Origin of the sequence: Actinoplanes sp. L3-i22, from assembly GCF_019704555.1 — a bacterium.
Lineage (GTDB): Bacteria > Actinomycetota > Actinomycetes > Mycobacteriales > Micromonosporaceae > Actinoplanes.
On record NZ_AP024745.1, the window covers coordinates 11,565,125 to 11,580,007 of the forward strand.

14 protein-coding genes are annotated in these 14,883 nt (G+C 72.3%); 4 read left to right on the forward strand and 10 right to left on the reverse strand.

The features are described 5' to 3' along the window. Positions 1-25: 25 nt before the first annotated feature. Together L3i22_RS51325 and L3i22_RS51330 are read right to left on the reverse strand one after the other, a co-directional pair. Positions 26-1,303 carry a PQQ-binding-like beta-propeller repeat protein gene (locus tag L3i22_RS51325; protein ID WP_221324634.1) on the reverse strand — a complete coding sequence of 426 codons (1,278 nt, stop codon included), beginning with the start codon at positions 1,301-1,303 and terminating at the stop codon, positions 26-28. Positions 1,304-1,365: 62 nt separating this feature from the next. Beyond that, on the reverse strand, positions 1,366-1,851 hold the full coding sequence (locus tag L3i22_RS51330) for an Lrp/AsnC family transcriptional regulator (RefSeq protein ID WP_221324635.1): 486 nt from the start codon (positions 1,849-1,851) through the stop codon (positions 1,366-1,368). 134 nt (positions 1,852-1,985) lie between these two features. Between L3i22_RS51330 and hppD the strand changes: the two genes are divergently transcribed. From hppD to hisC, 3 genes are read left to right on the forward strand one after another with little or no spacing between them, the layout of a single operon-like run. Continuing rightward, a complete protein-coding gene (hppD, locus tag L3i22_RS51335) occupies positions 1,986-3,104 on the forward strand; it encodes a 4-hydroxyphenylpyruvate dioxygenase (protein ID WP_221324636.1) in 1,119 nt (372 codons plus the stop codon). A gap of 53 nt (positions 3,105-3,157) precedes the next feature. After that, on the forward strand, positions 3,158-4,225 hold the full coding sequence (locus L3i22_RS51340) for an RDD family protein (RefSeq protein WP_221324637.1): 1,068 nt from the start codon (positions 3,158-3,160) through the stop codon (positions 4,223-4,225). Further along, positions 4,222-5,304 (forward strand): histidinol-phosphate transaminase, encoded by a 1,083-nt coding sequence (gene hisC, locus L3i22_RS51345; protein WP_221324638.1) that lies wholly within the window; start codon positions 4,222-4,224, stop codon positions 5,302-5,304. Before L3i22_RS51340 ends, hisC begins: the two co-directional genes overlap by 4 nt. A gap of 142 nt (positions 5,305-5,446) precedes the next feature. Here the strand turns inward: hisC and L3i22_RS51350 are convergent, their stop codons facing one another. Next, complete coding sequence (locus tag L3i22_RS51350) at positions 5,447-6,667, reverse strand: MFS transporter (protein ID WP_255657763.1); 1,221 nt, start codon at positions 6,665-6,667, stop codon at positions 5,447-5,449. Between the two features lie 46 nt (positions 6,668-6,713). Here L3i22_RS51350 and L3i22_RS54545 point away from each other — a divergent pair, with 46 nt between their 5' ends. Continuing rightward, entirely contained in the window at positions 6,714-8,156 is a 1,443-nt protein-coding gene (locus L3i22_RS54545) for an ROK family protein (RefSeq protein ID WP_304523449.1), read from the forward strand. A gap of 246 nt (positions 8,157-8,402) precedes the next feature. Here L3i22_RS54545 and L3i22_RS51365 read toward each other — a convergent pair whose 3' ends face one another. The 7 genes from L3i22_RS51365 to ispD all read right to left on the reverse strand — a co-directional run bounded on the left by L3i22_RS51365 (position 8,403) and on the right by ispD (position 14,879). Further along, a complete protein-coding gene (locus tag L3i22_RS51365; RefSeq protein ID WP_221324640.1) occupies positions 8,403-9,527 on the reverse strand; it encodes a PQQ-binding-like beta-propeller repeat protein in 1,125 nt (374 codons plus the stop codon). A gap of 60 nt (positions 9,528-9,587) precedes the next feature. Next, positions 9,588-10,430, reverse strand: a complete 843-nt coding sequence (locus L3i22_RS51370; protein ID WP_221324641.1) for a hypothetical protein — start codon at positions 10,428-10,430, stop codon at positions 9,588-9,590. A gap of 44 nt (positions 10,431-10,474) precedes the next feature. Further along, complete coding sequence (locus L3i22_RS51375; RefSeq protein WP_221324642.1) at positions 10,475-11,131, reverse strand: hypothetical protein; 657 nt, start codon at positions 11,129-11,131, stop codon at positions 10,475-10,477. Between the two features lie 166 nt (positions 11,132-11,297). Next, on the reverse strand, positions 11,298-12,578 hold the full coding sequence (locus L3i22_RS51380) for a hypothetical protein (RefSeq protein WP_255657764.1): 1,281 nt from the start codon (positions 12,576-12,578) through the stop codon (positions 11,298-11,300). An 18-nt stretch (positions 12,579-12,596) separates the two neighbouring features. Beyond that, positions 12,597-12,983, reverse strand: coding sequence for a PPOX class F420-dependent oxidoreductase (locus tag L3i22_RS51385; protein WP_255657766.1), 387 nt, complete (start codon positions 12,981-12,983; stop codon positions 12,597-12,599). 306 nt (positions 12,984-13,289) lie between these two features. Next, a complete protein-coding gene (gene ispF, locus L3i22_RS51390) occupies positions 13,290-13,778 on the reverse strand; it encodes a 2-C-methyl-D-erythritol 2,4-cyclodiphosphate synthase (protein WP_221324644.1) in 489 nt (162 codons plus the stop codon). 387 nt (positions 13,779-14,165) lie between these two features. Further along, on the reverse strand, positions 14,166-14,879 hold the full coding sequence (gene ispD, locus L3i22_RS51395; RefSeq protein WP_221330571.1) for a 2-C-methyl-D-erythritol 4-phosphate cytidylyltransferase: 714 nt from the start codon (positions 14,877-14,879) through the stop codon (positions 14,166-14,168). Positions 14,880-14,883 lie beyond the last annotated feature (4 nt).

Consider the following 14,883-nt stretch of genomic DNA (forward strand, 5'->3'; position numbering starts at 1 on the left):
CCCCGCACACGCGCCTGTCGGCGTGTCAGCTGTACGGCAAATAGGCCATGTCACGCCCGGAAACCAAGATCAAACCATTCGGGGCGGCGGTGAAGACCTTCGCATCCGTCCGCACATCGGCACGTACCGCACCATTCGCCGGATTCAGTGCCGTCACCCGTCCGGACGAGACGACGATCACCGCGTACGACGTGATCATCGCCCCGGCCTTGGCCCGGCCGTTCTGCCGCCACACCGCCTTGCCCCGGCTGAACGACCAGCCGCGCAGTGAGTCGCCGGTGCGGATCACCGCGTACCGGTCGTCGACGGCCAGCACCTCGGCGGTCTTGTCGCCGTACCAGAGGTTCCGCCCGTCCGAGGCGTTGATCAGCTCCTGGCGGCCGTACGGATCGACGCCGAGCACCACGTCGTACCCCCCGGCCGGGTCCCGGTCCTGCTTGCAGTCGCTCTCCGCGGTCCGCAGGTTGAGCCCGTCCCGCTTCCACACCGTCCGGTTGCCGGGCGGGCTGGTGGCCACCACGCCGTAGTAGCAGGTGCCGTCCTTGGCCGTGCCGGTGATCGTCAGCACCCGGCCGCCGGTCACCGCGACCCGCTGGTCCGGGCCGGGCGTCGCGGTCTGCACCAGGCGCCCGGTGGCCGTGTCGATCACCCGCACCTTGCCGTCGTCCGGGATCCCCAGCAGACCGGGCATCATCGCCGGGCCGGCCGCGTCGTCGTCGACGTCACCGCTGCCGAGCCGGCGCGAGTCCGGCAGGTCCGGGTTGTTCGCGTGCAGCACGAAGCCGATCCCACCGGTGCCGACCGACCAGAGCTGCGAACCGGCCCGCGGGTCCCAGGCGGTGAGCCGGCAGTCGCTGCTGGCCGCGCAGTGCATGTCGACGATCCCGTTCTGGTACGCCCAGACCGCGCTCGCCTCGGTGTCGGCCCGCTTCACCGTCCCGGTCCGCGGGTCCAGCACCTGGTAGCCCTTGGTGAGCAGCCGCCCGGTGACCACCACCGCGTCGTCACCCTGCCCGGCGACCGTGGCCCAGTCGGCGTCCGAGTCCCACATCTTGACGGCCGTGGTCAGGTTGTAGGCCTCCACCGAGGTCCGGTACTCGACGACCACCGACTCGCCGATCACCGAGACACTCTGCGGCGTGCCGGTGAGCCGCTGCTGCCACCGGGTCCCGGGCGCGACCGGCCCGCTGGTGTTCACCCACTCCCAGAGCTGCGGGAACGGGTTCCACACCCCGGTCGAGGCCAGCACGGTGACCGTGACGGCAGCGACCAGGGTGACTCCCTTCCACGTGCCCGAGGCCATGTCGGCACACTAATGACCTCGATCCACAAGCCCCGTGAGCGTAGAAAGCCCGTGTCATGGGCTTATATCCGGGTTGCCGCCTTTGTCAGCGGCACGGTCCGGTACGGGATCAGCTCCGCCAGCGCGATGATCGTGTGCGCCCGCCGGATCCCCTCGTAGCCGACGATCTGGTCGATCACCCGCTGCAGGTCGGCGTTCGAGCGGGCCACGATCCGGCACAGGATGTCGCCCCCGCCGGTGATCGTGTGCGCCTCCAGCACCTCGGGGATCTCCGCCAGGTGACTCGCCACCGCGTCGTGCCCGTAGCGCTGACTGATCTCCAGGGTCACGAAGCTCATCACCCCGAAGCCGATCACGGCCGGCACCACCTCCGGCCCGAAGCCCTTGATCGCGCCGCGGCTGGTCAGCTTGTCGAGCCGGGCCTGCACCGTGCCGCGGGCCACCCCGAGCCGCCGGGAGAGCTCCAGCACGCCGATCCGCGGTTCGTCGGCGAGCCACTGGATCAGCTTCGCGTCGAGCTCGTCGAGCTGGACAGACTGCTCGGTCACAACCACATCCCACCCTACCGATTGCACAGATTGACCAGCGCTTTTCCTGACTCTTGCCCAGCGCTGTGACCTGCGTCAACCTCGGCCGAGGACGTGCCGCTCACGAGGCGGCCGCCGAAGGAACCGGAGGGACGATGCAACCCGAGACCCGAACCCCTGACGTCTTTCCCGTCAAGGGTGTCGACCACCTGCGCTTCCTGGTCGGTAACGCCCGGCAGGCCGCACACTTCTACTCGACCGCGTTCGGCATGAAGTGCGTCGCGTACCGCGGCCCCGAGCAGGGCTATCGCGACCACGCGGAGTACGTGATGGTCAGCGGCGGCGCCAAGTTCGTGCTGACCGGCATGGTGCACGCCGGAGCGCCCGGCGCCGACCACGTGGCCCGGCACGGCGACGGGATCTCGGACATCGCGCTGGAGGTGCCCGACGTCGACGCCGCGTACCTGCACGCCACCTCGGCCGGCGCCCGCGGGGTGCTCGAGCCGCACGACGTGAAGGACGAGCACGGCACGGTCCGGACGGCGGCGATCGCGACGTACGGCGACACCGTCCACTCCCTGGTCGACCGTTCCGGCTACGACGGTCCGTTCCTGCCCGGCTTCGTGACCCGGGACCCGATCGTCGCTGTCCGTCCGAAGCGGTTTTTCCAGGCTGTCGACCATGTCGTCGGCAACGTCGAGCTCGGCAAGATGGACGAGTGGGTGGAGTTCTACCGCAAGGTGATGGGCTTCACGAACATGGCCGAGTTCATCGGCGACGACATCGCCACCGACTACTCCGCGCTGATGTCCAAGGTCGTCGCGGACGGCACCCGCAAGGTCAAGTTCCCGCTGAACGAGCCGGCCGTCTCGCAGCGCAAGTCGCAGATCGACGAGTACCTGGAGTTCTACGGCGGCCCCGGCGCCCAGCACGTCGCGCTGGCCACCAACGACATCCTGAACACGGTCGACGCGATGCGCGGGGCCGGCGTCGAGTTCCTGAACACGCCGGACTCGTACTACGACGACCCGGAGCTGCGCGCCCGGATCGGCCAGGTGCGGGTGCCGATCGAGGAGCTGAAGAAGCGCAAGATCCTGGTCGACCGGGACGAGGACGGTTACCTGCTGCAGATCTTCACGGCCCCCGTACAGGACCGGCCCACCGTATTCTTCGAACTGATCGAGCGGCACGGCTCCCTCGGTTTCGGCAAGGGCAACTTCAAGGCCCTCTTCGAAGCCATCGAGCGGGAGCAGGAGCGGCGCGGCAACCTGTGACGTGGTGACCTGCGCGCAGGGAACCGTCAGGCACTTCTGGTAAAGGTTTGCGCATGAGTTCCCTTCCCGCGGGTTGGTACAAGGACCCGGCCGACACCAGCACCCAGCGCTACTGGGACGGTGAGGGCTGGCTGGGCAAGGCCATCCCGGCCGACGCGGTCCCTCCGGAGGGGCCGCCGCCGGTGGAGGCGGAGCCACCCATCACGCCCCCGCAGGCCGTCCCTGAGCAGCCGCAACAGCCGTCCTACGGCCCGCCGCCGGGCTGGGCTCCGCCCGGATCCCAGCCCCCGCCGCCGCAGGGCTGGCAGCAGCCGCCACCCGGTTGGCAACAGCCCCCGCCCGGTTGGCAACAGCCGCCGCCGGGCTGGCAGCAGCCGCCGCCACAGGGCTGGCACCAGCCCCCGCCCGGTTGGCAGCAGCCACCCGCGAATTTCCAATATCCGCAGGCCCCGCCGGGCTGGCAGCAGCCGCCGCCGGGCTGGCCGGCCCCGGCCCAGCCCCCGCACGCCTACCTCTACCCGATGCCGGAGGCCCGCCCGCACGGCCTGCCCCTGGCGAGCCTCGGGCAGCGCCTGGCCGCCCGGCTGATCGACATCGCGATCGTGCTGCTGCTCAACGTGGTGGTCAACGGCTGGTTCGCCTACCAGTGGTGGCAGGACTTCCGGCCGATCCTCAGCCACTACCTGGACCAGGTGCGGGCCAACACCCAGCCGGACATGGTGCAGCCCACCGGCCGGATGGAGTCCCTGCAGGTGGTGATCATCCTGATCGCCACCCTGCTCTGGCTGCTCTACGAGGCCCCGGCGATCGCCGGCCGCGGGCAGACGCTGGGCAAGATGATCGTCGGCATCAAGGTGGTCGGGCTGGACAGCCCGGCCCCGATCGGCTTCCGCCGCGCGTTCGGCCGCTGGGCCGGGCTCGGCATGTGGACACTGCTCTGGTCGTGCCTGATCGGCTTCGTGATCCAGTTCCTGGACTCGCTCTCCGTCACGTTCGACCCGCGCCTGCGGCAGGCCTGGCACGACAAGTCGGCGCGGACCGTCGTCGTCGCGGTCCCGCCCGGCGCCCAACCGACCGTCGAGGCCGCGCCGCGCGGCGAGAACCCAGGAGGACCAGAATGACCCGCCTCACCCGCGCCGACCTGGACGCCCTGCCCGCGTACGTGCCCGGCCGCAACGTCGCCGACCTGGCCCGCGACCTGGGCATCGCCGAGGCGATCAAGCTGGCCAGCAACGAGGTGCCGTACGGCCCGCTGCCCGGTGTCGTGGAGGCGGTCACCGAGGCCGCCCGGGAGATGCACCGCTACCCGGACATGGGCGTGCTCAAGCTGCGCGACGCGCTCGCCGAGCGCTTCGGGGTGGCCGCCGAGCGGGTGGTCACCGGCTGCGGCTCGGTGGCGCTGGCCGAGGTCCTGGTCAAGGCCACCTGCATGCCGGGTGACGAGGTGCTCTACGCGTGGCGCTCGTTCGAGGCGTACCCGATCATCGCGGCCGGCGCCGGCGCGTCCAGCGTGCGGGTGCCGAACCTCGGCGACCACGGGCACGACCTCGGCGCGATGGCCGCGGCGATCACCGACCGGACCCGCCTGATCTTCGTGTGCAACCCGAACAACCCGACCGGCACCGCGCTGCGCCGGCCGGAGCTGGACCGGTTCCTCGCGGCGGTGCCGTCGGACGTGCTGGTGGTGCTCGACGAGGCGTACCGGGAGCTGGTCACCGACCCGGCGGTGCCGGACGGCCTGGCGACCTACGGCGACCGCGCCAACATCGTGGTGCTGCGGACCATGAGCAAGGCCTGGGGCCTGGCCGGCATGCGGATGGGCTACCTGGTCGCCCAGCCCGAGGTGGCCGCCGCCGTGCGCAAGGTGCTCACCCCGTTCTCCACCAGCCTGGTGGCGCAGGCCGCGGCGCTCGCCGCGCTGGCCCAGGAGGCCGAGGTGGTCCGCCGCTGCGCGCTGGTCACCGCGGAGCGCGACCGGGTCACCGAGGCGCTGCGCAAGCTCGCCATCGACGTCCCGGACAGCCAGGCCAACTTCGTGTGGCTGCCGCTCGGCGACCGGTCGGCGGCGTTCGGCACGGCGTGCGAGAGCCGCGGCGTGATCGTGCGTCCGTTCCAGCCGGACGGGGTCCGGGTCACGATCGGCACCCCGGAGGAGAACGACGCCTTCCTGGCCGCAGCCGAGGCCGCGCTGGCGGGCTAGACCTTCAAAACAAATACCTGGCCGGCCCGCGAATCCGCCGCGGGCCGACCAGGCATTTTCCTTGCGGCCGAGGTCGACGTTAGCCGTACCGATCGCGCAATTCGTCCCCTACCCGGGGCATTGACCACTAACGAGTGGTAGATCAGTGCGCGGCCGCGGCCTCCGCCGAGATCCGATGGTGGTCGTCCGCGCTGATCCGGAACGGGAACACCGAGCGCGAGGTAGCCACCAGGATCGCGGCGAACACCGCGAACAGCCCCGCGATCAGCGGCAGCGCCCCCAGCGCGCCGGCGGTCACGAACCGCTCCCCGACGAACGCCCCGCCGCCGATGCCGATCTGGAACGCCACCACGTACACCGCCGACGCGGCGTCCCGGGCGGTCGGCGCCACCCGCATCGGCGCCGCCCCGAGGAAGATCGGCACGGCCGTGAACGCGCCGCCCCACAGCAGCGTGACCAGGATCGTCGGCCCGGTCCCGAGCACCGGCGCGAGCAGCGTCACCGACCCGGCCTGCACGGCCAGCAGGATCAGCAGCACCCGCCCGGGGCTCCGGTCGACGTAGCGCCCGAGCAGGAACGTGGTCAGCAGGCCGACCGCGCCGTACCCGAGCAGCAGCACGCTCAGCCCGGCCCCGTCCAGCCCGGCGTCCCGGCGGACCAGCGGCGCGATGTACGTGTACGCCGCGAAGTGCCCGATCACCAGCACCGCGGTCATCGCGCAGAGCCGCGCCACTTTGCCGTCCCGCAGGATCCGCACCGCGTTGAGCAGCTGCTGCCCGGTCCGGGTGGTCATGTCCCGGGGCAGCGGCGGCAGTTTCGGCAGCACCGCGAGCAGCAGGGCCACGCAGACCGCCCCGCCGACCGCCATCAGGCCGACCGCCACCCGCCAGCCCAGCCACTGTCCGAGCGCGGTGCCCAGCGGCACGCCGAGCACGATCGCCAGCGAGTTGCCCAGGAACGTCATCGCGGTCGCCTTGCCGATCTGGTCCGGCGGGGCGAGCCGGGCGATGATCGGCCCGATCACCGACCAGAACACGCCGTGGGCGAGCGCGCAGATCAGCCGGGCCGACGCCAGCACCAGAAACGTCGGGGCGAACGTCGCGGCCGCCTGGGACACGGCGAAAATCGCTACGGTTACGGCGATCAGGGTGTGCCGGGGAACCCGCATGGTGAGCGCGGTGAGCGGGATCGTGCTCAGGGCGGCGACCACGGCGTAACTCGTCAGCAGCAGGCCCACCTGGGCCTCGGTGACGTGCAGGCCGGACGAGATCTGCGGCAGCAGCCCGACCGGCAGGGTTTCGGCGGTGACGTAGAAGAACGCGGATGCTCCGAGAACGACCAGCGCGGGGCGGTTGAAACTCACTCCCGCAGAATAAGCTCCGAGCAAGAGCAAAAGAAGGGGAACGGCTGTGACAACGCGCTCCACCGAACTTCTCCGGGTGGTCCACCACAGCCCCGGCGTCACCCGCGCCGACGCCGCCCGCCTGCTCGGCGTCGGCACCGGCGCGGCCACCGAGCTGGTCACCAAGCTCAGCCGCGCGTCGTTGCTGGTCCAGGGCCCGGCCGCGCCGAGCGGCACCCGCGGCCGGCCGACCACCGTGCTCCTGCCGCACCCGTCCGGCCCGCTCGCCGTGGCCGTCGCGATCACCCACGAGATCTGGCGGGTCGAGGTCGTCGAGCTGGGCGGCGCCAGCCCCGCCGCGCTGCAGGGCCGGCACGCGGGCGCCGCCTGGCCCGAGGTCCGCTCGGCGGTCCAGGCCGCGATCGGCAAACTTCGCCTTCGGTACGGCGACCGCCTGCGCGCCGTCGGCGTATCCGTCCCCGGCACGGTCTCCCGCGACCTGCGCCTGGACGCGGTCGGCCCCGGCTGGCACGACGTCGACCTGACCGCCCTCTGCCCGGACGCCGAGGTCTTCGTGGCCGGCAACGACGCGACGCTGGCCGCCACCGCCGAGTCCCGCCGCGGCGCCGCGGTGAACGCCTCGGTCGCCCTGCACCTACGGATCGAGGCCGGCCTGGGCGGCGCCGTGGTCGAGGACGGCCGCCCGGTGATCGGCGCCCGCGGCGCGGCCGGCGAGTTCGGCCACATGCCGTTCGGCGACCCGGCGATCCGCTGCCCGTGCGGCGCCCGCGGCTGCTGGGGAATCGCGGTCGACGGCCACGAACTGGCCCGCCTCCTCGGCGACCCCACCCCGGTCGACACGCTCACCTACGCCCGCCGCGTGATCACCACCGCCGCCCAGGCCCTCACCAGCACCCGGCCCGCCGACCCCTGGACCACACCCCCACCCCGCAGCCCCCGAACCACGCCGCCGCTCGACGCCCCGTGGACCACACCCTCACTCGACGCCGCCCGAACCACGCCCCCACCCGGCGCCGCCCGAACCACGTCGTCATCCGGCGACCCCCGGGCCACGCCGCCACCCGGCGACCCCCGGGCCACGCCGCCACCCGGCAGCCCCCTGGCCACGCCACCATCCGACGGCCCCCGGGCCACGCCGTCGCCCGGCGACCCCCGGGCCACGCCATCCCTCGGCGACCAGCCGGTCTCGCCGGCGACGTTCACCGCGGTCGAGGCCGTCGAGGCGGTCCGGGCCGTCGCCGCGACCCTGGGCCGGGGCATCGCCGGCCTGGTCAACGGCCTGGACGCGGACCTGGTCACGCTCGGCGGCCTCGGCGCGGACCTGCTGGCCACCGTCCCGCACGAGATCGACGCCGCCTACCGCGACGGCCTCATGTCGATCCACCGCAACGCCCCGCCACCGATCCTCGCGGCCGCCCTGGGCGACAACGGCCCGATCGCCGGCGCCGCCGAGGAAGCCTGGGCCGCTCTCCTACCCCACCTGGCATAGACCGGTCTCCTACCCCACCCGGCATAGGCCGGCGGGTTGGACTGGGCCAGACATGCCCCACAAATCGGGCAAGCGAAATGACCCCGGCAATCAAAACAAGCCGAACAACCGGCATGATCCGGACAGCCGCGGCGGGCCAACCACATCACCCACCCACCCGAGGGGGAAGGCCCGCTGACCATTGTCGCGAGAATTCGCAAGATCCCGCTCGCGCCCTGTGGACAACCCCGCGGTGTGGACAACCGCTCAGAGCGCGACCAGCAACACCGTGTCCGTCACGTAGTAGTAGAGCGGCGACTCCGGATCATCCGGCCCGCCCTCACGCAGCCGCTCGATCGCCAGATAGTGCTCGGAGACCTGCACGCCGCCCAGATCCCACTTCACGTCTTCCTTCTTGAAGGCGAGCCGGATCGCGTAGATCACCCCGCCGGTGGCGCTGTCCAGCGCGACCAAGTTGTGCTCCGGCGTGAACAGAAGCACCCGCCCGGGCACCCCGCCGAGCACCTGCGCCGGCCCGGCCCAGTTCCACAGCGTGGTCCCGTCCTCCCGGTACGCGGTCACCACGCCGTTCCCCGTCGAGACCACCACGCCGTCCGCGACGGTCGCGTCCGCCCGGTCCAGCGCGGGCGCGCGGCGCGGGGCGGTCAGCGACGTCAGCCAGCCCTGCCCGGCGCCGTCCCGGAAGCCGGCGCAGTCCGAGTTCGCCACCGCGCAGCCGACCGCGGTGAACGGTCCGGCCGGCCAGCCCGGCGCGGCCTGCCCGGTGCCCAGGTCGTAGGCGCCGGTGGCGCACACGTACACCCCGCCGTGGGTGGTGAACCCGTCCGCGCAGCCGGCCGGCGTCGTGACGCGCCAGCGCAGGGTTCCGGTGCTCACGTCGTACCCAAGCAGCTCTTGATCGGCAGTGACCACGACGACGCCGGAAGCGATCCGCAGGCCGGTGGGGTCCCAGACCGTCGCGGCACCGGTCCGGTGGCCGGCGTAGCCGGGCGCGTCCGGGCCGGCCGCCCGCCAGGCGATCTTCCCGGTCCGGCCGTCGAGCGCCACCAGCGCGCCGTCCGACCACCGGGTGATCACCGTGGCGCCCTGCGCGACGACGCCGCTGAGCTGCTCCGGCCAGCGCCGCAGCGACCACCGGGTGGTGAAGACGTTCCGGCCGTAGACCGGCTCGTCGGCGCGCACCTGGTGCTTCGCGGCGTAGACCCGCAGCCGGTCCTCGAGGATCAGCGGCGCCACGTTGATCCGCCCGGTCACGCCGGGCGAGGACACCACCAGCGGTGGGTACGGCGCTTTCGACGTCGCCAGCACCTCGGCGGGCTTGAGGACTCGCCAGCCGACCAAGACGGTCGCCAGCAGCAAAAGCACCGCCACTGAAGCTCGTAGCAGCACCCGGGTCACAGCCGGGAGTATCTCAGGTTCGATCCAGGTCGATCATTCGTACCCACCGTTGATCAGCCCGAGGCGGACCAATTCGGTCAACGGCTCGACCACGTTCGCCGCGCCGAAACCCGCGAAGAGCGGGCGGGGAGCGTCCCGATGCGCCCGGGCCGGCTCGACCAGCGGCACCGGATGCGTCGCGGCCAGCGCCTCGGCGACCTCGGCCACCTCACCGCCGTCGGCCGCGAGCAGCGTGGCGACCAGCACGTTGAGGAACCCGTGATGGGTGAAACCGGTCTCCGGGTCGGTGTGCCGGGTGGCGTGCCGCAGCCCGGCGGCCAGCTTGAACGGCAACTCCCGGTCCCGGCAGGCGCAGATCACCGCGGCCAGCTCGACCGGGGTCGGGAAGAGCTCGGCGGCCAGGCCACCGACGCGGAACTTCGGCGCGATCGGCAGCCCCTCGGCCCGGGCCTCGGCCAGCGCGTCCAGCGCGCCGATCAGCCCCCAGCTCAGCGGGATCTCCGCCCAGACCTTGGTCCCCGGGTCGGCGGAGGCGAACGTCCGCAGCAGCGCCAGGCCGGGCTGCGGGTCCTCCCCACGCCGGGCCACCGCCGCCTCGACGTGCTCGATCACCATGCCGGCGGCGCGCAGCTTCTCCACGGTCGAGGGCAGCGTGCCGGCCGGGATGTCGCCGATCAGCGCCGCCACGAGCCGGGGCACCGGCTCGGAACCCACCACCGACGCCGGGACCAGCAGGTTGCCGATCAGACCCGCGAACCACGCGCTGGTGTGCTCGTGGAACTTCGACTCGGCCTCGGCGAGGCCGGTCGGGCTGGGCGGCAACAGGGACGCGTCATCGACGAGCCCGGCATACAGCGGAGGCACCATCGTCGACACCAACCGAACCTAACGGACCGCGCGCGAGCCGGACAACAGTGCGCTCAGACCGCCCAGACCGCCGTTTCGATGGACAGGGCCGTGGGCAGCGGTTTCTCCGCCGGGAACACCGGAATCCGGAAAGCGATCACCTGCCGGGGATCGGTCGTCAGGCGCATGCAGTACGCCCGGCCGGCCTCCAACTCCAAGTATTGCGATTGATATGTGACGCCGTTGGCCTCGGCGCACGCCTCCGGCCCGGCGAACGGATCGCCGGCCGCCCGGGCCACCACCGACCGCTTCGCCAGCGGATCCGCGCTCCACACCCGCGGGTCGTCGCCGGCGCAGTTCTGCACGGTGTCGCCCTTGCCCGGGGTCGAGCAGATCAGGGACACGTCGCCGGTCCAGGCGTCCGGGCCCGGGCGCGGCGGATTCAGCAGCAGGATCGCGGTCTGCGGATACTTGTCGCCGGCGGGCAGCGGCAGATCCAACCGTTGCACGGCGGCGCCGAGCGCGGCCTGCGGCGGCTGGGCCGCCGACGGCTTCGCCTCGTCGGGCCGGTGCGACTTGTAGAGCAGCACGCCGGTCGTGGCCGCGGCGAGCGTCATGATCACCAGGCCGGCCACGAAGTAGGCGCGGCCGAGCGTCTCCGCCCGGAACAGCACGACCAGCACGACGGCCAGGGCCACCAGGGCGAGCGCGGCAATCAGAAGATCGGCCATGCGGCCAAAATACCGGGGACGCCGGTCAATGCCGCTGCTCGGGTTCCGCTTCAACATCAATTCGCCGTACGGCGGCAGCCTCTGGTTTTTGCGCGTCGGCGGCTGCGAGTCCCGTGCCTCATCGACTGCCCTGTTTGCGCCGCCGGCGCCTGCTCTGCTTGCGGCGTCAGCGGCGGCGGATCAGCACCATCAGGTCGGCGACGCCGGCCAGCACCATGCCCGCGATCAGCGTGGGCAGCCCGCCGACAACCGCGTAGGCGAGAAGGAACAGCGGCGCCGCGAAGGTCAGGTAGAGCGCCGCCGCCAGCACCCGCTGCCCGGACCGCAGGCGGGCCAGCACGACCCCGACCGGTTCGGTGAGCCGACTGCGGAACCACAGGATCACCGCGGCGAAGACCAGGACGCCGATCAGGCCCGCCCAGACCCGCGAGATCCCCGGGCTGACCAGCGTCATCGTGGCGGTGAGCACGGCCGCGACCAGGGTGCCGTTGGCGCCGTAGCGGACCGTCTCCAGCACCGCGTCCGTCGAGTCCGCGGAGACGTCCAGCACCGGCTTGCGCGGCCGGCTGACCGCCGGCGGCTCGGACCAGTTGGACGGCGCCGGCTTGGCCCGGTCGACCGGAGCTCCGTCCGGTTCCGCCGGCGGAACCCCGAGCGACGCCTCCTCGGCCAACTCCTCCAGCGCGCGCGCCCAGCGCCGCCGCTCGAGCCGGACGATCCCGACATCCTGCCCGGCATCCCCCACCGCAGGATCAAGATCCAGAGCTTCGGCGTACGCCCGTTGGGCCAGATCGAAGAGCCGCAGGCGCGCCGCCACGACGGCCAGGACCAGGTGCGCCTCCGCCTCGGCCGGCGCCACCCGGACGCCGTTCCACGCGGCGTTCAGCGCCTCCTGGCCGTTGCGCGACTCACTCAGGAGCGCGGCGCCGGTGCGTTGCGCGTACGGATCCTCGGGCCACGCCCGCAGCAGCTCCGCGGCCAGCTGAGCCGCCTCGCCGAACCGGCGGCTGTCGATCAGCGCCATGGCCCGTACCACCAGCGCCGGCATCGCACCGGGCCCGATCGCGGCGGCCCGGTCAGCGGCGGCCAGCGCCTCCGCCGGCTGCTCGGCAACCAGGTGGATCCGGGCCAGCGTGGACAGCAGCGCAGCCTCGTCCGGCCCAGCCCCGCCCGTTCCAGACGCACCCCACACGGGGTCACCCGTTCCAGCCGCGCCCCACAGGGGGTCACCCGGCGCAGCTCCGCCTGGCCCAGCTCCACCCAGCGCGTCCTCGCCCGGCGCGGTGTTGTCCGACGCGGGGCTGCTCGACGCGGTGCCGCTCGATGTGCCGCTCAGGCCGGCGGCGATCTCCTCAGTGGCCTCGTCGTAGCGGCCGAGGTCGGCGAGCAGCAGCGCACGCTGGCGGTGCTCCTCCGGCGTGGTGTCGGGCTCCATGGGCACAGGCACAGTCGGAGCGTAGGCGGTCTACCTGAAGATGACATGGGTCGGGGTGAGCCGGCACACCACGCGCACCACCTCCGGCCCGTCCCCACTCCACGGCTCATTCGCGTACTTGTAGCTGAGCATCCCGATCAGATCCTCTTGATCGTCGCTGAGCGTGACCGACCCCTCGACAGTGCAGTACGACGAAGGCTGCGCCGGGTCGTAGGCACAGATCGACACCCGCCCGTCCCGCTCCATGTTCGTCGCCTTCCGCCGCCCACGAACCGTGGAGAACAGAATGTCGTCCCCGTCCCGCTTGACCCAGATGACCGTCGATTGCGGCGTGCCATCCGCATTGATCGTGGTGAGCACCGCATAGGTAGGGTTGTCGATCAATCGGCGAGCAACGCCAGGCAACACGACAGTCATGATCGTCATCATGCCCGAGCCGCTCCGCCCCGCTCGTGACGCCGACCACCCCCACCCCGTGACAGGCATCTCGCCCCGCCCGCAGCCACTCACCCACCAGCCGCCCAGCCCCGCCCAGCCCCGCCCAGCCCCGCACGGCCCAACCAACGACAGCCCCGCGCCGCCCAGCCGACGGCGACCCGCCAAACCGATGTCGACCCCTCGGCGCCTGGCGACGGCAGCCTTCTCGCCGCGCGCTCAGCAACAGGCGTCTCGCCGTCATCCAGCGAGAGGTGTTTTGCCGGTTCGTTCAGCGGCGGGCTGCCACTATTCGGCGAAAGTCATCTCGCTGTAGACCATGGCCACGGCGATCCCGGCCAGACCCTCACCACGGCCGGTGAGCCCCAGCCCGTCGGTCGTCGTCCCGGACACCGTCACCGGAGCCCCCACCGCGGCGGAAAGCACCTTCTCGGCCTCCGCACGCCGCTTCCCGATCTTCGGGTGGTTCCCCACCACCTGCACCGAGACGTTCCCGATCGCATAGCCGGCCGCCCGCACCAGCCGCGCCGACTCCGACAGCAGCATCACCCCGGCCGCCCCGGCCCACTCCGGCCGACTGGTACCGAAGTTGCTCCCGAGATCCCCAAGCCCAGCCGCCGAGAGCAGCGCATCACAAGCGGCATGCGCGGCCACGTCAGCATCCGAATGCCCGGCCAGCCCCGGCTCATCAGGCCATTCCAGCCCGGCCACCCAGCAGGCCCGACCAGCCTCGAATGCATGCACGTCCGTGCCGATACCCACCCGCGGAATGATCACCCCGCCACCCTAACCACCACCCCGCCCAGCCCTCTCCCCATCCGCCAACGCTCGCCACCGTCCACCACGCAACACAGCGCGCGGCACGGGCAAGACGCGAACCGCAGCGCGGGCAGCGCGGGCAGCGCGGGCAGCGCGGGCAGCGCGGGCAGCGCGGCAAGGCGCGGCGCGGGGCGCGGCGGGCCGGCGCGGAGCAAAGCGCGGCGCGCGGGCCGCGCAGGTGGGAGTGCAGCGCCCTCCCGGGCAGCCCAACTGGATAACCCACCCGCCCTGGGGGAGGTCCCATCAACCATTGTCGCGCGAAAGCCCAAGATCGTGCCGACAGCCTGTGGACAACCCGCTGCTGTGGAAAACGCCGACGTGCATGAAAAGGCGCGTAAGGCCAGGTCAACCAGCAGGCGCGTCAGGGTCGGGCATCGCCAGGAGGTAGGTGGCCATCGCCAGGTCCAGCGGCCGCGTGATCTTCAAAGCCAGATCCGAACCAAGAACGCACCGAACCGGAATGCCAAGTTTCTCAACCGCCCCGGCGTCGTCCGTGTGGGCGGACGCGGCGGCCTCGTGTGCAGCGCGCAGCACATCGGCGCGGAAACCCTGGGGTGTCTGGACCGCCCGCAGCACCGACCGGTCGACCGTGCCCAGCACGATGTCGTCGGCCCCGACTTCTTTGATCGTGTCGACCACCGGAAGGACCGGGATCACCGCATCGGCACCGTCCCGGACGGCGGCGGCCACCCGCTCGGTCACCGAGGGTGGGGTGAGGCAGCGGGCCGCGTCGTGCACCAGCACGATGGCGATCTCCGGCGGGACGACGGCGAGTGCGGCGGCCACCGATTCCTGCCGCTCGGCGCCGCCGGCGACCACGGTGACCGGAGCCACCGGCGCGAGCAGGGCGTGCACCGCGTCGACGTCGGCGGGCGGCGCGGCCACGACGATAATCCGGACCGATGGGGCGGCGGCGAGCCGGCGCACGGCATGCACGAGCAGCGGCTCGCCCTCGAGCAGCCGCAATGCTTTGGGCGCGCCCGGGCCGAGCCGCAGACCGGCGCCCGCGGCCGGAACGACGACCGCGACGTCACCGCGAGCATTGAGCTGCGCGGTCACGTCG